The sequence below is a fragment of the Streptomyces sp. NPDC006529 genome, assembly GCF_040611795.1.
Taxonomy (GTDB): domain Bacteria; phylum Actinomycetota; class Actinomycetes; order Streptomycetales; family Streptomycetaceae; genus Streptomyces.
In genome coordinates, this window is record NZ_JBEXPB010000028.1 from 1 (window position 1) to 21,643 (window position 21,643).

Here is a 21,643-nt window from a genome sequence, read left to right on the forward strand (position 1 = left end):
CGTCTACTCCAACGGCGTCGTGCTCCTCGCGCTCGCCGCCATCGCCCTCATCGTCGCCTTCGACGCCGAGCTGACCCGTCTCATCCAGCTCTACACAACCCCTACCTGGTCGGCGGGACGCGGATCGTGGGCGGCGGGCCGACGGGGTACACCCGGCGGGCCCTCAATCGCCGGGCGGGCTTGATGTGGCTGGGCTCTGCGCTTGGCGGTCAGGGGGCCATTCCAGCCCGCCCGGCGTTTGAGGGCGCGCCGCAGGCGTGGCGGGTGCGGCGGCGCGGTGGCCGCTGTTGCCTCCGGCGGGCCCTCAATCGCCGGGCGGCTGGATTGGGCGGGGCTCGGCCTTTGGCGTCCGGTTGTGCGGCGGCGCTGTCAGCCCGCTCGGGGACATTCCAGCCCGCCCGGCGTTTGAGGGCGCGCCGCAGGCGGCGGTGGGGGCGATTTCAGCCTGCCCGGCGATTGAGGGCCCGCCGGAGGCAGGTAAGGGGGTCAGAAGGCCGGGCGTTCCGGGTCCAGGGTGGCCCGGCCCTCGGCGGGGGAGGACGCGGCGGCGAAGTGGCGGCGCGGGATCCGCCCCGCGCGACGGGCCAGCCGGCCCGCCGCCACGGCGTCCCGCATCGCCGCCGCCATCAGCACCGGCACCTGCGCCCGCGTCACCGCCGACGCCAGCATCACCCCCGCGCACCCCAGCTCCATCGCCAGCGCCGCGTCGGACGCCGTCCCGGCCCCCGCGTCCAGGATCACCGGCACCCCGGCCCGCTCGACGATGAGCTCGAAGTTGTGCGGGTTGCGGATGCCCAGCCCGGACCCGATCGGCGACCCCAGCGGCATGATCGCCGCACAGCCGACGTCCTCCAGCTTCCGCGCGAGGACGGGGTCGTCGTTCGTGTAGGGGAGGACCGTGAAGCCCTCGTCGACGAGGGTCTCGGCGGCGTCCAGCAGCTCGACGCCGTCGGGCAGCAGGGTCCGCTCGTCGGCGACCACCTCCAGCTTGACCCAGTCGGTGCCCAGCGCCTCCCGCGCCAGCCGCGCGGTCAGCACGGCCTCGCCCGCGGTGAAGCAGCCCGCGGTGTTCGGCAGGACGGCGATGCCGAGCCGGTCAAGGACGGACAGGACGGAGCCCTGGACCGTCGGGTCCAGGCGCCGCATCGCCACGGTGGTCAGCTGGGTCCCGGAGGCGGTCAGCGCCCGTTCCAGTACGTCGAGGCTGGGCGCACCGCCCGTGCCCATGATCAGGCGGGACGAGAAGGTCCGGTCGCCCAGGGTGAAGAGGTCGTCGTGGTCCTTGTCGTGGTCGTCGGCCATGGTCAGCCTCCCTGGACCGCGGTGAGGACCTCGACGCGGTCGCCGTGGTCCACCGCCGTGGCGGCCCACTGGCCGCGCGGGACCACGGTCTCGTTGAGCGCGGCGGCGACCCCCTTGGGGGCAGCGGTCAGCGTCGCGACGACAGCGTCCAGGGTGGTGCCGGCGGGGATCTCGCGGGGCTCGCCGTTGACGGAGATGACGCGGGCGGCGGAGGCGGCGCGGGGGCCGGAGGCGGTCATGCGGGGGACTCCTCGCGTACGGCGGAGAAACGGCGCGGGCTGAAGGGGCGGGCCACCTCGGGCAGCTCGCCCGTGGTCAGGACGTCGGCGAGTACGTCGCCGGTGACCGGGGTCAGCAGGACGCCGTTGCGGTAGTGGCCGGTGGCCAGGTGCAGCCCCGGCAGTTCGGTGGGGCCGAGCAGCGGGGCGTTGTCGGGGGAGGCGGGGCGCAGGCCCGCGCGGGTCTCGGTGAGCGGCAGCTCGGTGATCCCGGGGGCCAGCTCGTGCGCGTCGCGCAGCAGCTCGTACACCCCGCCCGCGGTGACGGTGGTGTCCCAGCCCAGTTCCTCGCTGGTTGCCCCGACGACGAGTTCGCCGTTCTCGCGCGGCACCAGGTAGACGTGGCTGCCGCGGACCACGGCCCGGACCGTCCGGGACAGGAACGGCGCGCGGGCGGGCGGCACGGTGAGCCGCAGCACCTGCCCCTTGACCGGCCGTACGGGAGGCAGCGCCCGCGGCGGTACGCCGTCCAGCCTGCCGCTGAGGCTGCCCGCCGCCAGCACCACCTGGTCGGCGGCGACCGAGATGCCGTCGTCGAGCAGCGCGCCCGCAGCGCGGTCGGCGGTGACGGTGAGCCGGGCGGCCTTCGCCCGGTGGAGGACGACCCCGGCCCGTTCGCAGGCGGCCAGCAGCGCGGCCGCGAGCTGCCGGGGGTCGACCTGGTGGTCGCCGTCCACGCGCAGCCCGCCGCGCACGCCCGGGGCCAGCATCGGCTCCAGCCGGCGGCACTCGCGGCCCGTCAGCCACTGGGATTCCAGGCCGCAGCGGCGCTGGAGGGCGTGCAGTTCGCGCAGGTGGACCCGGTCGTCGGCGTCGAGGGCGACGGCCAGGGTGCCGCAGGCGCGGTAACCGATGCCGAGGCCGCCGCTCGCGTCGGCGAGTTCCGCGGCGAAGGCCGGGTAGCGCTCGGCGGAGGCGAGGTTCAGGCCCAGCAGGGTCTCCTCGCCGTAGTGCAGCTCGGTGACGGCGGCGAGCATGCCGGCCGCGACCTGCGCCGCGCCGCCGCCGGGGGCCGGGTCGGCCAGTACGGTGCGCAGTCCGCGGCGGGCCGCCCGCCAGGCGGTGACCAGGCCGATGATGCCGCCCCCGATGACGAGGACATCGCATCCCCGGCCGGATTCTCCGTGAGAGTGCATGGGCGTCCAGCCCCTCCCTTCGCCGGCATGACCCGGATCAGGTTCGTACGGTCGGAGGCCGTCCAGCCTCCCTCTCAGCCCGGTGCGCCCGGACTCCCGCGATAGGTACGGTGGCCAGACTAACCCCGCCGCCGGGACCGGGTAAGCGGCCTCCCTGTTCCTGGCGGATCATCAGATGGTTAGGGTGGCGGTGTGAACGAGCAGACCGAGCAGACGTACGAGCGGGCGGACGGCCCGGTGGGCGAGCCGACGGACGGGCCCGGGGCCCCGCCCCCCGTGGTGATCGTCGGCGCCGGAATGGCCGGGGTGCAGACCGCCGTGGCCCTGCGGGAGCGGGGTTTCACCGGACCGGTGATCCTGCTCGGCGCCGAGCCCCACCAGCCCTACGACCGGCCCCCGCTCTCCAAGGCCGTCCTCCTCGGCAAGGCCGAGGGCGCCGCCTTCGAGGTGGACTTCGCCGGCCTGGAGATCGACCTGCGGCTCGGCGTCGAGGTCACCGCGCTGCGCGCCGCCGACCACGCCCTCGACACCACCGCGGGCGAGGTGGCCTACGGCGTCCTGGTCCTGGCCACCGGCGCCGAGCCGCTCACCCTCCCCGGCACCGAGGGGGTGCCCGGCGTCCACCTGCTGCGCACCCTCGACGACGCCGAGCGGCTGCGCCCGGTGCTGGCCGCCGCACCCGAGGCCGTGGTGGTCGGCGCGGGCTGGATCGGCGCCGAGTTCGCCACCGCCGCCCGCGGGGCGGGCTGCGCCGTCACCGTGGTCGAGGCCGCCGACCGGGTCCTCGCCGGGGCCCTGCCCGCCGAGGTCGCCGCGCCCATGGCCGCCTGGTACGCCGGGGCCGGGGTCCGCCTGATCACCGGCGCCCGGGTCGCCGGGATCGAACCGGGCGCCGCCGGAGCCCCCGGCCGGGTGCTGCTCGCCGACGGCGGCGAACTGCCCGCCGCCGCCGTGGTCGTCGGCATCGGCGCCCGCCCCGCCACCGGCTGGCTGGCCGGGACCGGCGTCGAGCGCGGCAGCGACGGCTCGGTCACGGCCGACGCCCACCTGCGGACCTCGCTGCCCGACGTGTACGCCGTCGGCGACTGCGCCTCCTTCCCGTCCGCGCGCTACGGCGCGCGGCTCCTCGTCCACCACTGGGACAACGCCCTGCAGGGCCCGCGCACGGTCGCCGCCAACATCCTGGCCGCCTTGGCCGGGGAACCCCCCGCCGTCTACGACCCCGTCCCGTACTTCTGGTCCGAGCAGTTCGGCCGCTTCGTCCAGTACGCGGGCCACCACGCCGCGGCCGACACCCTGCTGTGGCGCGGCGACCCGGCGGACGACGCCTGGTCGGTGTGCTGGCTGCGCGCGGGGGTGCTGGTGGCGGTGCTCGCCGTGGGGCGCCCGCGCGATCTCGCCCAGGGCCGCAAGCTCATCGAGTCGGGGGCGCCGGTGGACCCGGCGAAGGCCGCGGACCCGGCCGTTCCGCTGAAATCGGCCGTCCTGTGACCGGGACCGGGCGGGGTTCCCGCAGGGTCCGCGGGCCCCGCGGGAACCCCGCCCGGCCCGCCCGACTACCGGCTGTCAGTCCTGGATGGCAGGCTTGTCCTCGTGACCGAGATTGACGCAAAGATCGAAAAGCTCGTCCCTGCCTGGCTCTACCTCCCCGACATCGCGGAGATGCTCGGCATCGAGGTGACCAAAGTCCGGCAGATGGTGAAGGAAGGCCAGCTCATCGCGGTGCGCCGCGGGGAGAACCGCTCCCTCCAGGTGCCGGCCGCCTTCATCGACGGCGACAAGGTGGTCAAGGGTCTCGTCGGCCTGCTGACCGTGCTGCGGGACGACCGCTTCACCGACGAAGAAATCCTGGAGTGGCTGTTCACCGCCGACCCCACCCTGCCCGGCACCCCCGTGCAGGCCCTGAGCGAGAATCGCGGCACGGAGGTAAAGCGCCGCGCTCAGGCGCTCGCCGTCTGACCTGATCCGCTCCACGTGGTGTGCGGGCCCGCCCGGGCCCGTACGCCACGGCCACCCCGGGGGTTCTCCCATGCAGCAGCTGTCCGATGCCCGGCTCTACCTGTGCACGGACGCCCGCAAGCGGCAGGGCGACCTCCCCGCGTTCCTCGACGCCGTCCTCGCGGGCGGCGTCGACATCGTCCAGCTGCGCGACAAGGGCATGGAAGCGGGCGAGGAACTCGAACACCTCCAGGTCTTCGCCGAAGCCGCCCGGCGCCACGGCAAGCTCCTCGCCGTCAACGACCGCGCCGACGTGGCCCATGCCATCGGCTCCGACGTCCTGCACCTGGGCCAAGGTGACATCCCGGTGCCCGCCGCCCGCGCCATCCTCGGCGCCGGCGTGCTGATCGGCCGCTCCTGCCACGCCGAGGCCGAGGTGGACGCCGCCGTCGCCGAAACCGGCGTCGACTACTTCTGCACCGGCCCCTGCTGGCCCACCCCGACCAAGCCCGGCCGTCACGCGCCCGGGCTCGGCCTGGTCCGGTACACCGCCTCGCTCGCCCAGGACCGCCCCTGGTTCGCCATCGGCGGGATCGACGCCGGGAACCTGGACGAGGTGCTCGACGCGGGCGCCGAGCGGGTCGTGGTCGTCCGCGCGATCACCGAGGCCACCGACCCGGGCGCGGCCGCCGCGGACCTCGCGAAGCGGGTTCGCGCGCGCCTGGGCTGAGCGCCCCGGCCGTCGGCCCGGCAAGGTCCGGTCCCGCCGGTCCCGGCGAGCCCCGGACCCGCCCCGGCCGCCCCGACCGTCCAAAAATCTGTCCAATCCATGGACGCCGCTTCGGTCGGCGCAAGGGCGCGTCTAACCTGCGCACATGGCCCTTGGTACCGCTTCCACCCGCCCGGACCGCGCGCGCACCGTCCGCGACATCCTCGCGTCCGGCAAGTCGTCGTACTCCTTCGAGTTCTACGCGCCCCGGACCGAGCAGGGGGAGCGCAGCCTCTGGAACGCCCTGCGCCGCATCGAGGCCGTCGCCCCGAGCTTCGTCTCGGTGACCTACGGAGCGGGCGGTTCGACCCGCGGGGGCACCGTCAAGGCGACCGAGCGGATCGCCGCCGACACCACCTGCACCCCGGTCGCGCACCTCACGGCCGTCGACCACTCGGTCGCCGAGCTGCGCCACGTGCTGGGCCAGTACGCCGACGCCGGGATCCGGAACATGCTCGCGCTGCGCGGCGACCCGCCCGGCGACCCGCTCGGCGAGTGGATCGAGCACCCCGAGGGCGTGCTGTACGCCGCCGACCTGGTCCGGCTGATCAAGGAGTCCGGCGACTTCTGCGTCGGCGTCGCGGCCTTCCCCGAGATGCACCCGCGGTCCCTCGACTGGGACACGGACATCCGGCACTTCGTGGACAAGTGCCGTGCGGGCGCCGACTATGCGATCACACAGATGTTCTTCGATCCGGAGAACTACCTGCGGCTGCGCGACCGGGTGGAGAAGGCGGGCTGCGAAACCCCGATCATCCCTGAAGTCATGCCTGTTGTGAACGTGCGGACCCTGGACCGGCTGCCGGAACTGAGCAACGCGGTCTTCCCCGCGGAGTTGAAAGAGCGCATGCTCGCCGTCAAGGACGATCGCGCCGCTGTACGCTCCATTGGCATCGAGTTCGCCACGGAGTTCTGCGCGCGGCTGCTGTCCGAAGGCGTTCCCGGACTGCACTTCATCACGCACAACTCCACGGCGACGCTGGAGATCTACGAGAACCTGGGCCTGCACCAGCGGGCCTGAACGGCCGTACCCGTGGGCGGCCTACCCGAGAGGGGCCATGCATGGGAATGACGGTCCTCTACATCGCGTTCGGATTCGTCGCGCTGTGGCTGCTTGCCGAGGTACTGCTCCAGTACAAGGCCAGGCTGCGCTGGAGGCTGCTCGCCTTCACCGGCTTCGTGGGCGTGGTCGTCGGGGTGATGCTGCCCTCGGTGCTGGTCATCGCGGCCGGCGCGACCGCCTTCGCGGTCGGCCAGACCCTGGTGACGCTCTCCTTCCGCAAGGGCTTCGTGGCCGGCTGGGCGCTGCGCCGGGGCGGGGCGCCCGTACGGACCGCCTCCAAGCGGCGGCGCGGGGCCGGCGGCGCACAGCGCGAGCCCGCCCTCGAGGTGAGCGACCTGGAGTACGGGCCCACCGCGTCCGGTCCGGACGACGCCGACGACACCGGAGCGGACCGCGACGCCTTCCACGGCGGGGACCGGGACGCCGCGGCCGCGCACCGGGACGAGCAGCCGGGACCGTACGGCGCCCAGCCGACCGAGGCCTTCGCCTCCCCCTTCGCAGCGGCCGGTCAGCAGGACGCGCACCCGCAGGACGCCCAGCAGTACGCGGCCTACTACGACCCGCAGTTCGCCCCGGCGCAGGACGGCCACCCGCAGCAGTCGCAGCAGCAGTACCAGGGCGACGGGTACGACTACCACACCGGCTATCCGGTGGCCGGGGACCAGCAGGTGTACGCCGCCTACTCCGACCCCTACATCGGCACGGGCGGCAGCGCCCAGCCCGCGCAGTACGCGGACTACGCGCCGTACGCCGACCCGTACGCCGCCCAGAACCAGGCGGCGCAGCAGCAGTACTCCATGGACACCCCGCCCGGCGGCGTGTGGGTGCCGCAGCAGCGCTACACCGAGCCGGACCCCCAGCAGCAGGGGCAGCACCCCGACCCGGCGGATCCGCAGCAGCCCTACCCGTACCCGTACCCGGGCACGGGGGACCACGAGCCGTACCGCTACTGACGGCCGGGCGCCCGGCGGCCGGGGCGCCGGCTCAGCGGGAGCCGCGGAAACCGGCCCCCTCCACGATCAGGCCCGCCACCAGGGCCCCCGTCATCCCGGCGTGCGCCAGTCCGCCGCCGGGGTGGGCCCAGCCGCCCGCCAGGTACAGGCCCGGCAGGGCGGTCGCGTTCGCGGGGTAGAGCATGCGCCCGCCCGCCCCCGCGAGGGCGGGCGGCGGAACCGCGCCGTCCACCGCGCCCGTGTCCTGCGCGATGTCCGCCGGGGTGCGCGCCTCCTGCCACAGCAGCCGCTCCCGCAGCCCGGGAACCGCCCGCTCGGCCGCCGCGAGCAGCTCCGCGTCCGGTGTCCCGGCGACGGTGCACGCGGCGCTCACGGTGACCGCCTCGTGGTCCGCGTCGGGCCGGGTGGCCGGGTCGTCGGGGCGCAGCACCGTGACGGGCCGGGTTCCGCGGGAGTGCACCACGGTGCGGTGGACGGCGTCCCCGGGGCGGGGGCCGCGCAGCGCGAGGAAGAGGGTGCTGCGGCTCAGGGCCTCCGTGCGCGGGGGCACCGAGTCCGCCGGCCAGGGCCGGGCGCCCGGCAGCAGCGGGACCAGGAGCCCGCGGGGATCGGCCCCGCAGACCACCGCGTCCGCCGCCACCCGGGTCCCGTCCTCCAGCAGCACCCCGGCCGCCCGGCCGTCGTGCTCCAGCACCTCCCGGACCGGGGCGCCGAAGCAGAACTCCACCTTCCGCTCCCGGCAGCGCTCGTACACGGCGGTGGCCAGCTCCCGCAGGCCCCCGCGGACGTACCAGCTGCCGAAGGTCTGCTCCATGTACGCGAGCACCGCGGCGGCGGCGGGCGCGGTGCGCGGGTCGGCCCCGTGCCCGAGGACCATGGCCTCCAGCAGCGTCGCCAGCGGCCCGCCCAGCTCCCGCCCGGCCATCTCGGCCAGCGTCGGCGGCCGGCGGCGCAGCAGCCCGCTGCCGCGCAGCGCGGGGTAGGGGTCGCGGCCCAGTACCCGCCAGTCGGGGCGCAGCGGCTCCTCCAGCAGAGGGCGTCGGGTGGCGTCCCAGGCGTCGCGCGCGCGGCCCAGGACGGCGTTCCAGCGGTCCCCGGAGCCCGCGCCGAAGGCCCGGTCGAGGACGGCGGCGACCCCGCCGCGCGAGGCGCCCGGCAGGGTGACCCCGGCGCCGTCGGCCATCAGGTGCCGGGCGGCCGGGTCCACCTGGATCAGCTCGGCGCACTCCTCCAGCGGGCGCTTGCCGGTCTTGACGAAGAGATCGCGGTAGACGGCGGGCAGGTGCAGCAGACCCGGTCCGGTGTCGAAGGAGAAACCGTCGCGCTCGAAGCGCCCCACCGCGCCGCCGTAGGTCGCCGAGCGCTCGTACACCGTCACCCGGTGGCCCGCCACCGCCAGCCGGGCGGCCGTCGCCATCGCGCCCATCCCGGCGCCGGTCACCGCAATTCGTGCCATGCGCCCGACCCTACCGAGTCACCCCGGTGGGCCCGTCGTCGAGGCCCGGACCAGGCGCTTCTCCTCGCGCCGCTGCGCGCGGCGGCGCAGGAAGCGGCGGATCCGGGTCCACAGGTAGAGCAGCATCGCGAGCCCGATCAGCAGCAACACGCCCGCGATGACAGCGGCGGCCTGCGGATTGAACATGGCGAAGGTGACGATCCCGCCGACGCCGAGGTCCTCGGCCGTGCTGAGCGCGATGTTCGTGAACGGCTCGGGCGAGGTGTTCACGGCCATCCGGGTGCCGGCCTTGACGAAGTGGCTGGCCAGCGCGGTGGATCCGCCGACCGCCCCGGCGGCGATGTCGGAGAGCGAACCGCTCTGCCCGGCCAGCAGCGCCCCGACGACGGCCCCGGAGACGGGGCGGATGACGGTGTGCACGGTGTCCCAGAGCGAGTCCACGTACGGGATCTTGTCGGCGACGGCCTCGCAGAGGAACAGGACGCCCGCGACCACCAGGACGTCGGTGCGCTGGAGTGAAGCGGGCACCTCGTCGGTGAGCCCGGTCGCGCCGAAGATGCCGAGCAGCAGGACCACGGCGTAGGCGTTGATCCCGCTGGCCCAGCCGCTGGTGAAGACCAGGGGGAGGACACTCACCCGGTCATCATGCAGCACGCGGCCCGGCCGGGCGGGCCAACCCGCGGAGCGGGGGCCGCGGGCCGGTCGCCCGGAGACGGGTGAGGGGACGGACGCCGACCGGCGTCCGTCCCCTCACCCCTGTGTCCTGCGGGGGCCCGCTGCTACTGGCCCTGCTGGCCCTGCTCGTCACGGCGGCGCTGCCAGCGCTGCTCGATCCGGTTCATCATGCTCCGGCGCTGCCGGCTCTGGCCGCGGCCCAGATCACCGGCACCGCCGGTGACGGACTGCTCGCCGGGTTTGGGCGCTTTGCGCCATCCGGTGACGGCGAGAACCGCACAGCCGAGCATGACGAGGAACCCCACCACGCTGACCCAGATCAGGTTCTGCGCGACCATTCCGGTCATGAGGAGCGCGATACCCACCAGAAAGCCTGCGACCGCCTGGTAGACCCGTCGCCGGGTGTACGTACGCAGCCCGCTTCCCTCAAGCGCTGTCGCGAACTTGGGATCTTCGGCGTACAGCGCTCGCTCCATCTGCTCGAGCATGCGCTGCTCGTGCTCCGAGAGCGGCACGGGAGTCCTCCTCATCCGTCGGTCGCGCGGGGTAGCGACCGGGGGTCCCCTCCAGGATAGGCAGGGAATCGCCCCCGTGAAACCCGCCCCTCTGCGCCATTTCGCCAAACCGTACCGTTGTAAGGGCGGTCGTTGAGGCGCTTATTCCCCATTGGCCCGTCCACCATGCCGGGCGGTGTCCCCCGATCATACGGGGCCGACCGGCTGAACGGGGTGTTCCGCGAGGTACTCCGTCGGCGACAGCGCCGCAGATCAGACCCGCTTCTCGCCCAGGACGTGCAGTTGCGTGGCGACCGCGTGGAAGGCGGGCAGTTCGGCCGCGGCCTCCTCCAGGCGCAGCAGGGCCTCGACGGCTCCGGGCTCGGTGTCCACGAGGACGCCGGGCACCAGGTCCGCGAAGATCCGGACCCCGTGCACGGAGCCGACGTCGAGGCCCGCTCCACCGCACAGTTCGGTGAGCTGGTCGGCGGTGAACCGGCGCGGCACCGGGTCGCCCGCGCCCCAGCGCCCCGCGGGGTCGGTCAGGGCCGTGCGGGCCTCGGTGAAGTGCCCGGCCAGCGCGCGGGCCAGGACGGCTCCGCCCAGGCCGGCGCCGAGCAGGCTGAGGATGCCGCCGGGGCGCAGCGCGGCGACCGTGTTGGCGACGCCCTCGGCCGGGTCGTCGACGTACTCCAGGACGCCGTGGCACAGCACCACGTCGTAGGCCTCGCGGTCGACGACGTCGAGCAGGCCCTGGGCGTCGCCCTGGACCCCGCGCACCAGATCGGCGACACCCGCCTCCGCGACCCGGCGCTCCAGCCCGAACAGCGCGTTCGGGCTGGGGTCGACCACGGTCACGCGGTGGCCGAGCCGGGCCACGGGGACGGCGAACTTGCCGGTGCCGCCGCCGGTGTCCAGTACGTCGAGCACGTCCCGCCCGGTCGCCTTGGCCCGGCGCTCCAGAGCGTCCTTGAGGACCTCCCACACCACGGCGGTGCGGAGGGAGGCGCGGGGGCGGGAAGTGTCCGACACGGCTGATGACTCCTCGGCGCGGAAAGGGTGAGCGGTCAGGGACCCACCCTATGGCCTCCGCCGCCCGCCGCCCCCGCCGGTCGGCCGGGTCATCCCAGCTCGGGACGGTCCGGCCGGGGCCCCGGCAGAAGCGGCTGGAGCGACAGCATCCGCTCGACCAGGCGCAGGAACATGGCGGTGGCACGCACCAGGTCGTCCGCGTCCCGGCTGCTCGCCGCGTCCGCTATGCCCGCCTCGGCCCGGGCCCGGCGGGCGGCGCCGGAGGCGAAGTGGGTGCTCCACTCGGCCAGCTCGGGGGCGACCTGGGGGAGCACCTCCCAGGCGCTGCGTATCGGGGGCCGGCGGCGCGGGTGCGCGGCCTCGGGCTGCCCGCGCGCGGCGAGCACGGCCGCGGCGGTGCGCAGGGCGGCGAGGTGGGCGGTGGCGTACCGCTCGTTGGGCTGCGGCAGCATCGCCGCCTCCGCGAGCCCGCGCCGGGCCTTGTCGAGCAGCTCGACGGCGGCCGGAGGGGCACCCGACGAGCGCAGGACGGGATGGACAGGGGACGGGGACGGTGTGGCCATGACGAACCTCCTGTCGTTGCGTGGAGCGTGCCGTGGTGCCTTGTGCTTCCTGCTTCCTGCTTCGTTTTGCCCGCCGGTGACCCGGTGCCAGGGCGCCGTGCTGCGTGGCGTCTTGGTGTCGGGGCACCCGCGCAATGCGTGCTTCTGCCCTCCATCGTGAAGGCACCCACTGACAATCGCTCTGACCAGCAGCTTTCCCCACATCGGCGGCATAACACCCCCCGGATGTGCGGTCGGTGGGCCGATGCTGGTACTTTTTGAACTGACCAGTCAGTTCAAAAAGAGGGGGAGGGTGTGGACAGCCCGCACGGAGCGGCCGTCACGGCCGAGAACTTCGGACTCAAGGGCCCGCGCGGCTGGGTCTTCCGAGGGGTGTCGCTCGACGCCCCGGCCGGTTCGCTGATCGCCGTCGAAGGGCCCTCCGGCAGTGGCCGGACCTGCCTGCTCCTCGCGCTCACCGGCCGGATGAAGACCACCGAGGGATCCGCCGAGATCGCCCGCCACCGGCTGCCGAAGAAGATGGCCGCGGTCCGCCGCATCGCCGCCCTCGGCCCGGTCCCCGGGGTCACCGACCTCGACCCCGCGCTCACCGTCGCCGAGCAGCTGCGCGAGGGCGCCCTGCTCCAGCGCCGCTACGAGGGACCCCTGCGCGCCCTGCTGCGCCCCCGCGCGGAGCGCGCCTCGGGCGCCCAGGTCCGCATCGACGCCGCGCTGGCCGCCGTCGGACTGCGCCTGGAGACCCTGCCCAAGGGCCCGCGCACCTCCGTGCGCGACCTGGAGCGGCTGGAGGCGCTGCGGCTGTCCGTGGCCATCGCCCTGCTCGGCGGCCCCCGGCTGCTGGCCGTCGACGACACCGACCTCAAGCTGTCCGGCGCCGAGCGCGAGGAGGCCTGGACGCTGCTGCGGCACATCGCCGACTCCGGCACCACGGTCCTCGCGGTGTGCAGCGAGGCACCCGCCGGCGCGGTGGTCCTGCGGACGGGCGAAACCGGTACCCCGGTCCCGTCCGAGACCACGGACACCCCGCAGACCACCGGCACCGCCGGCAGCGAGGCGGACGCCACCGACACCGCCGCCACCGAGACGGACACCACCGACACGAAGGGGGAGGCGGATGCGCTCGCCGAAACTCGCCGCGCTTGAGCTGAAGCGGTTCGGACGGGGGAAGCTGCCCGCCGCCGCGCTCGTGGCCCTCCTCCTGCTGCCGCTGCTCTACGGCGCCCTGTACCTCTGCTCGTTCTGGGACCCGTACAGCCGCCTCGACAAGCTGCCCGTCGCGCTCGTCAACGACGACAAGGGCGCCGACGCGGCCGGCAAGCACATCGACGCGGGCGGCGAGATCACCAAGAAGCTGCGCCAGAGCAAGACCTTCGAGTGGCACGAGGTCGGCTCCGACGAGGCGGCCAAGGGCCTGGAAAAGGGGACGTACTACCTCTCCCTCACCATGCCCGCCGACTTCAGCCGGAAGATCGCCTCCAGCTCCGGTGAGGACCCCACCACCAGCGCCCTCCAGGTCCGCACCAACGACGCGAACAACTACATCGTCGGGTCGATCTCGCGCACCGTCTTCGCCGAGGTCCGCTCCGCCGCGTCCGCCAACGCCTCCCGCGGGTTCCTCGACAAGATCTTCGTCTCCTTCTCCGACCTGCACGACAAGACGGCCGAGGCCGCCGACGGCGCCGACAAGCTCAAGGACGGCGCCGGAAAGGCCAAGGAGGGCGCCAAGGACCTCGCCGACGGCCTGGACACCGCCAAGGAGAAGACCGGCGAACTGGCGGGCGGGATCAAGAAGCTCGACACCGCCGCCGGCCAGCTGGAGACGGGTACGAAGGACCTCGCGTCCGGCACCCAGGCTCTCGCCGACAAGGTCCACGGCGCCGCCGACAAGGCGCGCCCGCTGGTCAAGGACCCCAAGCAGCTCTCGGACACCGCCGAACTGGTCGCCGACACCGCGCGCACGGTCAACAACCACCTCGACACCTTCGCCAAGAAGGCGCCCGACGCCGCGCGGGTGACCCAGCGCGTCTCCACGGGCGCCGCCTCGGTCTACGCCGACGTCTGCACCAAGGCCACCGGCCCCCAGCCCGCCTCCTGCCCGCAGCTGAAGAAGGTCAAGGACGACGCGGCCGAGGCCGCCGAGCTGACCTCCGACGTCAACACGCTGGTCAAGGACGCGGGCGGCGACCTGGGCAAGCTCAAGGGCCAGCTGACCACCCTGGAGACGCAGGCCCGCGACCTCGCCGCCAAGGCCCCGGCGCTCTCGTCGGACCTCGACGCGGCCGTCGCGAAGGTCGACGCCCTCAACACCGGCGCCCACAAGGTCGCCAAGGGCACGGCCCAGCTGCACACCGGTCTCGGCACCGCAGCCACCGGCTCCAGCGGCCTGGAGACCGGCGTGGGCAAGCTCGGTGACGGCGCCCACACCCTCGACGGCGGCATGTTCAAGCTCGTCGACGGTACGGGCGACCTCGCCACCGGCCTGCACGACGGCGTCGGCAAGATCCCCGACTACGACCAGCCCCAGCGCGACGCCCGGACCCAGGTCATGGCCGACCCGGTCAAGCTCGCCAACGAGTCCCTGCACAAGGCGCCCAACTACGGCACCGGCTTCGCCCCGTACTTCATCCCGCTCTCCCTCTGGGTCGGCGCGATGGTCGCGTACATGCTGATCGCCCCGCTCAACAAGCGGGCGCTCGCCGCCGGGGCCTCGTCCTGGCGGATCGCGCTGGCGGGCTGGCTGCCGGTGGCCGGGCTCGGCATCGTCCAGGTGGGCGCGCTGATGTCCGTACTGCACTGGGGCCTCGGCCTGGAGATGGCGCGCCCCGCCCTCACCCTCGGCTTCCTCGCCGTGGTGACCGCCTGCTTCGCGGCGATCGTGCAGTGGCTGAACGCCAAGTTCGGGGCGGCCGGGCGGATCCTCGTCCTCGTCGTCCTGATGCTCCAGCTGACCTCGGCGGGCGGCACCTACCCCGTCCAGACCAGCCCCGGCTTCTTCGGCTGGATCCACCCCTACCTGCCGATGTCGTACGTCGTCGAGGGCCTGCGCCGGCTGATCACCGGGGGCGACCTCGCCCCCGTCTGGACCGGCTTCGCCGTCCTGGCCGCCTTCACCGTCGGCGCCCTCGCCCTCACCACGCTCGCCGCCCGCGGCAAGCAGGTGTGGTCGATGTCCCGGCTGCACCCCGACCTGAGCCTGTAGGAGAGCGGGGACCTGTGAGAATCAGCGCCATGGACAGCAGCAGCACCGGCACAGGCACCGGTACCGGCACCGGCCGACGCCAGGCCACGCGGCAGAAGCTCTACGAAGCGGCCGTCACCCTCATCGCCGAACAGGGGTTCTCCGCGACCACGGTCGACGAGATCGCCGAACGGGCGGGCGTCGCGAAGGGCACGGTCTACTACAACTTCGCGAGCAAGACCGACCTCTTCGAGGAGCTGCTGCGGCACGGCGTGGGGCTGCTGACCGCCTCGCTGCGGACCGCCGCCGAGGAGACCGAGGCGCGCGGCGGCACCCGGGTCGAGGCGCTCGACCAGATGATCCGGGCCGGGCTCGTCTTCATCGACCGCTACCCGGCCTTCACCCAGCTGTACGTCGCCGAACTCTGGCGGACCAACCGGGCCTGGCAGTCCACCCTCATGGTGGTCCGGCAGGAGGCGGTGGCGGTGGTGGAGACGGTACTGCGGGAAGGGGTCGAGCGGGGCGAACTCAGCGCGGAGATCGACGTGCCGCTGACGGCGGCCGCGATGGTCGGGATGGTGCTGGTGGCCGCGCTGGACTGGCAGTCCTTCCAGAGCGAGCGGTCGATCGACGACGTGCACTCGGCGCTGTCGCTGCTGCTGCGGGGGCGGGTCAGCGGGAGCCGGTGACCCGGTCGGCGGTGTCCGGCCGGCGAGCCGGGCGCGTAGAACTGAGTATCCGTACCCAGGTGCGGCGGCGCGGAAGCTGAGTACGCGCGCGGATGGGCCGGCCCATGGGGCGGCCGCAGAATGGGTGCGACGGACGGGGCCCCGGCCCGCACCGCGGACACGGGGCCGCGGAGCGGGGCGGGGATCCTGCCGCCGAGTGCGGGGCGGGGGGCCCGGCAGTCGGAGCGGTGCGCCGGTGGGGTGGGCTCGGGGGGATCGAGCCCACCCCACCGGCGTCTCCACGTGCGTCCCCCCTGCGGGGGCAATTCCAGCCGCCCGGCGTTTGAGGGCCCGCGCCGGAGGCGTTCACGGGGGGTGGGGGTTGGCGGCCTGGTGGCCGTTGCCTCCGGCGGGTCCTCAAACGCCGGACGGGCTGGAGGGGGTGGCCCCACGGGGCATTTCAGCCTGCCCGGCGTTTGAGGGCACCCGCCGCCGGGTCAGGTGCGGCGGGGGCGGAGGCGCTGCGTCAGGGTGGTGGCGCGCTGCGTCAGGGCGGACCACTGCGCCGCGGCGGCGCGGGTGAGGCGGGCCGCGGAGCGGGGGGCCACGAGGGCGCGCAGGCGGGTCGGGCGGGAGACCGCGGCCAGGAGGGCCCGGCGGGCCGCCAGGACGTCCGGGGCCAGGTCGTGCGCCGGGGGCGCCGCGGACGGGGGCGCGTACAGCACGCGTTCCACCGCCCCCGCGACCCGGTGCACGGCCTCCGCCGCACCCGCATCCGCTTCCAGCCGCCCCCGCCGCACGATGCGCCCCGCCGCAGCCCGCGGCGACAGCGCCCCGTCGGGCACGATGCCGACGTCCCACGCCGCGTCCCCGAGCTCCCGCCAGGCCTCCAGCGGGTCCCCGGAGCGCAGCCGCCGCCCCCGTACCCGGCTCCGCCACAGCAGCGGCAGCAGGGGCAGGGCGATCAGGACCGCCCCCAGCGCGGCCCAGCCGAGGACCGCCCCGGCCGAGACGCCCCCGTCACCCGACCCGGCGCCCGCGCCCGCCGCCGCGTCCCCGCACTCGCCGAGCCGCTTCTGCTGCGGCGGGCAGTCCTGGGACGCGGAGGGGGCCGGGACCGGGGCCGAAGCGGACGCCGACGGCAGCGCCGCCGGGGCGGACGGCTGCGCGACGGGCGTGTCCGGCCGGGTGTACGCGGGCGCCGTCCCCCGCTGCGGGGTCGGCTCGAAGCGGGTCCAGCCCACCCCCTCGAAGTACAGCTCGGGCCACGCGTGCGCGTCCCGCATGGTCACGACGACGCTGCCGTCGGTCTGCCGGGTGCCCGGCGCGAAGCCGACCGCGACCCGGGCCGGGATCCCCAGCGAGCGGGCCATCGTCGCCATCGAGAAGGAGAAGTGGATGCAAAAGCCCCGCTTGTCCGCCAGGAACCGGGCGATGGCCTGCGAGCCGCTGCCCGAGGCGACCTTGGTGTCGTAGGTGAAGCCGCCGTCGACGGCGAAGTAGTCCTGGAGCTTCACGGCCTTCGCGTAGTCCCCGCGCGCCCCCTGGGTGACCTTGCGGGCCGTTTCCGAGACCACCGCCGGCAGGTTGTCCGGCAGTCGGGTGTTCTCGCCGAGGACGCTCGGCGCGGCGGCCGGGGCCGCCGCGAGCTGGTCGGCCGTCGGCCGCAGCTCGACACTGCGCACCGTGTACTGCGCGCCCTGGGCGTTCTGGTACTTGTCCTTGCCGAGCTGCTCGCCGACCAGGGTCCGCCCCACCGGCTCGAACCGCCAGCGCCCGCGCACCTCCACGGCCGTCGCCGGGTAGGGCATCGGCAGGTAGCGCTGCGCGTAGGTGTCGGACGCCGAGATGCTCGTGCGGATCTCGCCGGAGCCTTCCCGCAGCTCCCGGCTCAGCCCCGGCGGGTCCGGCAGCCGCTGCGGGACGTCGCTCAGCGGGCGCGCGGACGCCTCCCACTTGACCCCGTCGAACTGGTCGAGGGAGAGGATCCGCAGGTACTGGTCGGAGAGTTCCCGGCTGTCCGTGCGGTACTTCAGCACCTCGCGGTTGTCCTGCGTGTTGAGGCTGTCCTGGAGGGCCACGAGCGGGTTGACCGCCTGCGTGACCCCGGTGCCCTGGCCCGCGCCGCCCGAGCCGCCGCCCTGGGAGTCCAGCAGGCCGCTGCTCATCGAGGGCAGCGCCACCGGGACCGCGAGGGCGAGCCCGAGGGCGACCGCGCCGATCCGCCGCCCGGTGCGGACGGGGGCCAGCGGCCGGCTCCCGGCGCCCGGGCCCGTACGGGGGGCGCCCCCGCCCGGGGCCGCGCCGCCGAAGACCCGGCCCCACTGGGCCAGCCGGTCCCGGCTCTCGGCCAGGAGCAGCAGCAGGTAGCCGCAGCCCGACAGGACGAACCACAGCCAGGACGCGCCGCCCCCGCCGTTCAGGCCGGCGGCCACCGAGTACAGGGCGAGCAGCGGCAGCCCGGCCGCCGCGGCGGCCCGCGCGGTCACCGCCAGCATGTCCACCAGCAGCCCGATCAGCAGGACCCCGGAGATCAGCAGCAGCCGGATGCCCTCGGTCAGCGGCGCGGGCAGCGCGAACTCGCCGACGTCGCGCAGCCCCTGCCCGTACAGCCCGCCGAAGTCGGTGACCAGGTACGCGAGCGGCCCCGAGCCGGTCGAGGCGCCCTTCCCGGCGAAGAGCAGCAGGAGCAGGAGCAGGCTCACCAGCAGCTGCGCGGCCACCGTCAGCGGGCGCGCCAGCGGCACCCGCCGGGCCCCCGCGCCGACCGCGCTCTGGACGGCGGCCAGCGCCGCGGCCTGGAAGATCCAGGTCGTCGGATGGACCAGTGGCAGCAGGGCGCCCGAGGTGAGCATGGTCGCCAGCAGCGCGTAGAGGGTCAGTCTCGCCCGGCCGCTCATGGCCTGCCTCCGGAGGTGTTCATGTCGTGGCCCTGGTCCTGGCCGTGCCCGGTGCCCGCCTGCCGCCAGAGGTCGGCGAAGGCGGTGCCGGGGGGCACGGCGACCGCGGTCCAGCCCGCGTCGCGCAGCTGCCGCAGCCGGTCGGCCAGGGGGGTGGGCGCCGCCGCGGACGGCCCGGTGGACGGCCCCTCGGGCGCCGCCAGCGGGTCGGCCCAGGCGTCGGTGTCGATGACGAAGGCGATCGCGCCCCCCGACCGGCCGCGCATCTTGGCGGCCATCGCGGTCTGTACGTCGTCCAGCTCGCCGAAGAAGGCGACGAGCAGCCCGTCGTGGCCGGCCCGCACCTGGTCGTGGGCGCGCGAGAGTCCGGCCCCGTCGGAGTGCCCGACGATCGCGAGGGTGTCCATCATCAGCCCGGCCGCCTCGGCGGACTCGTGGCCGCCGGAGGAGAAGCCGCCCGCGCCCTCGCCGGGCACCGAGTTCCCGGTGTCGGTGAGCAGCCGGACGGAGAAGCCCCGCTCCAGCAGGTGCACCAGCGCGGAGGCGGCGCCGGAGACGGCCCATTCGAAGGCCGAGTCGGGGCCCGCGCCCTCGTAGGCGAGGCGGCGGGTGTCCAGCAGCACGGTCGCCCGGCTGCGCTGCGGCTGCTCCTCGCGGCGCACCATCAGCTCGCCGTAGCGGGCGGTGGAGCGCCAGTGGACGCGGCGCAGGTCGTCGCCCTGCCGGTAGCCGCGCGGGATCACGTCGTCGTCCCCGGCGAGCGCGAGGGCGCGCAGGCTGCCGTCGCCGTAGCCGGAGGACTCCCCGGCCAGGCGTACGGGCGGCAGGGGCTCGGTGCGCGGGATGACGGTGAGGGTGTCGTAGGTGCTGAACGAGCGGGTCAGCTCGACCAGCCCGAAGGGGTCGGCCAGCCGCAGCTGGAGCGGCCCCAGGGGGTAGCGCCCGCGCAGGTCGGAGCGGACCCGGTAGGACACCTCGCGCCGGCCGCCCGGTTCCATCCGGTCCAGGACGAAGCGGGGCCGGGGCCCGAGCACGTAGGGCACCCGGTCCTGGAGCATCAGCAGGCCCGTGGGCAGCCGGGAGGCGTTGTCCATCCGCAGCTGCACCCGGGCCTCGGCGCCCGCGGGCACGCGCATCGGGGTCAGCCGGCGGCTGCCGGAGACCCGGTAGCGGGTCCGGTGCAGGGCGTAGACGCAGATCAGCGGCAGGACGGCGAGCAGCAGCCCGACGCGCAGCAGCTCGGCCTGGCCGAGGACGTAGGCGCACAGGGCGGCGGCGATGCCCGCGGCCAGGAAGGACCGGCCGCGGGTGGTGAGCCCGGAGAGCGCCGCGCGCACCCCGGGTCCCTCGCCGGCACCGCCAGGGGTACCGGCGGCCATCAGAAGCTCCGGGCGCCGGCGCCCGGCGGCTGCTCGCCGCGCGCGCCGGCGGCCGGGACCGGGGTGCGCTGCAGGATCTCGGCGACCACCTGTTCGGAGGTCCGGCGGCTGAGCTGGGCCTGCGCGGTGGGCAGCAGCCGGTGCGCGAGCACCGGGGCGGCCAGGGCCTGGACGTCGTCGGGCAGGACGTAGTCGCGGCCCGACAGGGCGGCGGAGGCCTTGACGGCGCGCAGCAGGTGCAGGGTGGCCCGGGGCGAGGCGCCCAGACGGAGCTCCGGGTGGCTGCGGGTGGCCGAGACCAGGTCCACGATGTAGCGCCGCACGGGCTGGGCGACGTACACCGCGCGGACGGCCTCGATCAGCTTGAGGATGTCGTGCGCGTGCGCGACGGCGGTGAGGTCGTCGAGCGGGGAGAGCCCGCCGTGCACGTCGAGCATCTCCAGCTCGGCGTCGGGGCTGGGGTAGCCGACGGAGACGCGCGCCATGAAGCGGTCGCGCTGCGCTTCCGGGAGGGGGTAGGTGCCCTCCATCTCCACCGGGTTCTGGGTGGCGACGACCATGAAGGGCGAGGGCAGCCGGTAGGTCTGCCCGTCGCTGGTGACCTGGCGTTCCTCCATCGACTCCAGCAGCGCCGACTGGGTCTTCGGCGAGGCCCGGTTGATCTCGTCGCCGATCACGATCTGGGCGAAGATCGCGCCCGGCTTGAACTCGAACTCGTGGCGCTGCTGGTCGTAGATGCTCACACCGGTGATGTCGGAGGGCAGCAGGTCCGGCGTGAACTGGATCCGCTGCACCGAGCAGTCGATGGACTTGGCGAGCGTCTTGGCCAGCATGGTCTTGCCGACGCCGGGCACGTCCTCGATGAGGAGGTGCCCCTCGGCGAGCAGGACCGTCAGCGCGAGGCGGACGACCTCGGGCTTGCCCTCGATCACGCTCTCGACCGAACGGCGGATCCGCTCCGCCGTCGTGGTCAGATCAGCGAGGTTCGCTCGGTCGTCATACGTGGTCACCTGGTTCTCCTGGCCCTTTCACCGGGCCGACGCCCATTTGCGCATGTTCGGCCCACCCCGAAGCACACATTGTTGACGGCGTGACGGCCCGGTGTCACTCAAGAGGCTGCGTCGATCTCCCGGAGCAGGCCGGTGTGCACGTCGAAGACGAAGCCGCGCACGTCGTCGCGGTGCGGCAGGAAGGGGTTGGTCCGGACCCGCTGCATGGACTGGCGGACGTCCTGGTCCACGTCGCGGAAGGCCTCGACGGCCCAGGCGGGGCGCTGGCCGACCTCGTCCTCCAGCTCGTGGCGGAAGTCCTCGGTCAGGCTTTCGAGGCCGCAGCCGGTGTGGTGGATCAGTATCACGCTGCGGGTGCCCAGGGCCCGCTGGCTGATGGTGAGGGAGCGGATGGTGTCGTCGGTGACCACGCCGCCGGCGTTGCGGATGGTGTGGCAGTCGCCCAGCTCCAGTCCCAGGGCGGCGTGCAGGTCGAGGCGGGCGTCCATGCAGGCCACGACGGCCACGCCGAGGACCGGGCGGGCGTCCATGCCGGGGTCGGCGAACCGGTCGGCATAGCGGGCGTTCGCCTGGACGAGGCGGTCGGTGACGCTGCCGCGCTCCGAAGACTCGGGCGCGGAGTCGGCAGGCAGGTGTGCGGAAGTCGTCATGCCTACGACGTTAAGGGTCACCGCTGGTGCGAGCAGGGAGTGAGGGCGGACAAAGAACGTCAATGGACCTTGTTGTGAGCTAACCCACAAGGGTGCGACGGACGCGGCCGTCCGGGTGATTCGCGGCATTTGCCGGTTCATCGGGAGGGCGGCGCACGGCGCGCGGGGCGGTTCGTTGACCGCGGCGACCGTTGGACTA

21 protein-coding genes and 1 riboswitch are annotated in these 21,643 nt (G+C 74.5%); of the genes, 9 read left to right on the forward strand and 12 right to left on the reverse strand.

Annotated features, from left to right (window positions below; genetic code table 11):
- Positions 1 to 184, forward strand: a 184-nt coding sequence (locus ABZY31_RS19910) for a hypothetical protein (RefSeq protein ID WP_356412157.1), incomplete at its 5' end; no start/stop codon positions are given.
- A 302-nt stretch (positions 185 to 486) separates the two neighbouring features.
- On the opposite strand, the gene ABZY31_RS19915 is transcribed toward ABZY31_RS19910, so the two are convergent.
- The 3 genes from ABZY31_RS19915 to thiO all read right to left on the reverse strand — a co-directional run bounded on the left by ABZY31_RS19915 (position 487) and on the right by thiO (position 2,716).
- Complete coding sequence (locus tag ABZY31_RS19915) at positions 487 to 1,302, reverse strand: thiazole synthase (RefSeq protein ID WP_356412159.1); 816 nt, start codon at positions 1,300 to 1,302, stop codon at positions 487 to 489.
- Positions 1,303 to 1,304: 2 nt separating this feature from the next.
- Positions 1,305 to 1,541 carry a sulfur carrier protein ThiS gene (gene thiS, locus ABZY31_RS19920; protein WP_356412161.1) on the reverse strand — a complete coding sequence of 79 codons (237 nt, stop codon included), beginning with the start codon at positions 1,539 to 1,541 and terminating at the stop codon, positions 1,305 to 1,307.
- Positions 1,538 to 2,716: a glycine oxidase ThiO gene (gene thiO, locus ABZY31_RS19925; protein WP_356412163.1), complete on the reverse strand. Its 1,179-nt coding sequence runs from the start codon at positions 2,714 to 2,716 to the stop codon at positions 1,538 to 1,540. Before thiO ends, thiS begins: the two co-directional genes overlap by 4 nt.
- A riboswitch (TPP riboswitch) is annotated at positions 2,714 to 2,826 on the reverse strand. (Overlaps the previous gene by 3 nt.)
- A 127-nt stretch (positions 2,827 to 2,953) precedes the next feature.
- Here thiO and ABZY31_RS19930 point away from each other — a divergent pair.
- From ABZY31_RS19930 to ABZY31_RS19950, 5 genes are all read left to right on the forward strand, one after another.
- Positions 2,954 to 4,207: an FAD-dependent oxidoreductase gene (locus tag ABZY31_RS19930; protein ID WP_356412291.1), complete on the forward strand. Its 1,254-nt coding sequence runs from the start codon at positions 2,954 to 2,956 to the stop codon at positions 4,205 to 4,207.
- A gap of 102 nt (positions 4,208 to 4,309) precedes the next feature.
- The gene (locus tag ABZY31_RS19935) at positions 4,310 to 4,675 is read left to right on the forward strand and encodes an Rv2175c family DNA-binding protein (protein ID WP_356412165.1); all 366 of its coding nucleotides are present in this window, start codon (positions 4,310 to 4,312) and stop codon (positions 4,673 to 4,675) included.
- 70 nt (positions 4,676 to 4,745) lie between these two features.
- The gene (gene thiE / locus ABZY31_RS19940; protein ID WP_356412166.1) at positions 4,746 to 5,384 is read left to right on the forward strand and encodes a thiamine phosphate synthase; all 639 of its coding nucleotides are present in this window, start codon (positions 4,746 to 4,748) and stop codon (positions 5,382 to 5,384) included.
- 145 nt (positions 5,385 to 5,529) lie between these two features.
- Positions 5,530 to 6,444, forward strand: coding sequence for a methylenetetrahydrofolate reductase [NAD(P)H] (gene metF, locus ABZY31_RS19945; RefSeq protein WP_356412168.1), 915 nt, complete (start codon positions 5,530 to 5,532; stop codon positions 6,442 to 6,444).
- Positions 6,445 to 6,485: 41 nt separating this feature from the next.
- A complete protein-coding gene (locus ABZY31_RS19950; RefSeq protein WP_356412170.1) occupies positions 6,486 to 7,439 on the forward strand; it encodes a hypothetical protein in 954 nt (317 codons plus the stop codon).
- Between the two features lie 31 nt (positions 7,440 to 7,470).
- Here the strand turns inward: ABZY31_RS19950 and ABZY31_RS19955 are convergent, their stop codons facing one another.
- From ABZY31_RS19955 to ABZY31_RS19975, 5 genes are all read right to left on the reverse strand, one after another.
- Positions 7,471 to 8,895, reverse strand: coding sequence for an NAD(P)/FAD-dependent oxidoreductase (locus ABZY31_RS19955; RefSeq protein ID WP_356412172.1), 1,425 nt, complete (start codon positions 8,893 to 8,895; stop codon positions 7,471 to 7,473).
- 18 nt (positions 8,896 to 8,913) lie between these two features.
- Positions 8,914 to 9,531 carry a DUF4126 domain-containing protein gene (locus ABZY31_RS19960; protein ID WP_356412174.1) on the reverse strand — a complete coding sequence of 206 codons (618 nt, stop codon included), beginning with the start codon at positions 9,529 to 9,531 and terminating at the stop codon, positions 8,914 to 8,916.
- 143 nt (positions 9,532 to 9,674) lie between these two features.
- On the reverse strand, positions 9,675 to 10,085 hold the full coding sequence (locus ABZY31_RS19965) for a DUF3040 domain-containing protein (protein ID WP_356412176.1): 411 nt from the start codon (positions 10,083 to 10,085) through the stop codon (positions 9,675 to 9,677).
- A gap of 252 nt (positions 10,086 to 10,337) precedes the next feature.
- Entirely contained in the window at positions 10,338 to 11,096 is a 759-nt protein-coding gene (locus ABZY31_RS19970; RefSeq protein ID WP_356412177.1) for a methyltransferase, read from the reverse strand.
- Positions 11,097 to 11,185: 89 nt separating this feature from the next.
- Positions 11,186 to 11,659, reverse strand: a complete 474-nt coding sequence (locus ABZY31_RS19975) for an SAV_6107 family HEPN domain-containing protein (RefSeq protein WP_356412178.1) — start codon at positions 11,657 to 11,659, stop codon at positions 11,186 to 11,188.
- 294 nt (positions 11,660 to 11,953) lie between these two features.
- On the opposite strand from ABZY31_RS19975, the gene ABZY31_RS19980 reads away from it, so the two are divergent.
- Genes ABZY31_RS19980 through ABZY31_RS19990 form a run of 3 tightly spaced genes read left to right on the forward strand, consistent with a single transcriptional unit; the run spans position 11,954 to position 15,526 of the window.
- Entirely contained in the window at positions 11,954 to 12,802 is an 849-nt protein-coding gene (locus ABZY31_RS19980) for an ATP-binding cassette domain-containing protein (RefSeq protein ID WP_356412180.1), read from the forward strand.
- A complete protein-coding gene (locus ABZY31_RS19985) occupies positions 12,774 to 14,858 on the forward strand; it encodes a YhgE/Pip domain-containing protein (RefSeq protein WP_356412182.1) in 2,085 nt (694 codons plus the stop codon). Before ABZY31_RS19980 ends, ABZY31_RS19985 begins: the two co-directional genes overlap by 29 nt.
- A 29-nt stretch (positions 14,859 to 14,887) precedes the next feature.
- Positions 14,888 to 15,526: a TetR/AcrR family transcriptional regulator gene (locus ABZY31_RS19990; RefSeq protein WP_356412184.1), complete on the forward strand. Its 639-nt coding sequence runs from the start codon at positions 14,888 to 14,890 to the stop codon at positions 15,524 to 15,526.
- A gap of 476 nt (positions 15,527 to 16,002) precedes the next feature.
- Here ABZY31_RS19990 and ABZY31_RS19995 read toward each other — a convergent pair whose 3' ends face one another.
- From ABZY31_RS19995 to ABZY31_RS20010, 4 genes are all read right to left on the reverse strand, one after another.
- A complete protein-coding gene (locus ABZY31_RS19995) occupies positions 16,003 to 18,405 on the reverse strand; it encodes a DUF3488 and transglutaminase-like domain-containing protein (protein WP_356412186.1) in 2,403 nt (800 codons plus the stop codon).
- A complete protein-coding gene (locus ABZY31_RS20000) occupies positions 18,402 to 19,784 on the reverse strand; it encodes a DUF58 domain-containing protein (RefSeq protein WP_356412188.1) in 1,383 nt (460 codons plus the stop codon). The genes ABZY31_RS19995 and ABZY31_RS20000 overlap by 4 nt, the downstream gene beginning before the upstream one ends.
- Positions 19,784 to 20,794, reverse strand: coding sequence for a MoxR family ATPase (locus ABZY31_RS20005; protein ID WP_356412190.1), 1,011 nt, complete (start codon positions 20,792 to 20,794; stop codon positions 19,784 to 19,786). The genes ABZY31_RS20000 and ABZY31_RS20005 overlap by 1 nt, the downstream gene beginning before the upstream one ends.
- 98 nt (positions 20,795 to 20,892) lie before the next feature.
- Positions 20,893 to 21,444, reverse strand: coding sequence for a carbonic anhydrase (locus tag ABZY31_RS20010; protein WP_356412191.1), 552 nt, complete (start codon positions 21,442 to 21,444; stop codon positions 20,893 to 20,895).
- Positions 21,445 to 21,643: the final 199 nt, after the last annotated feature.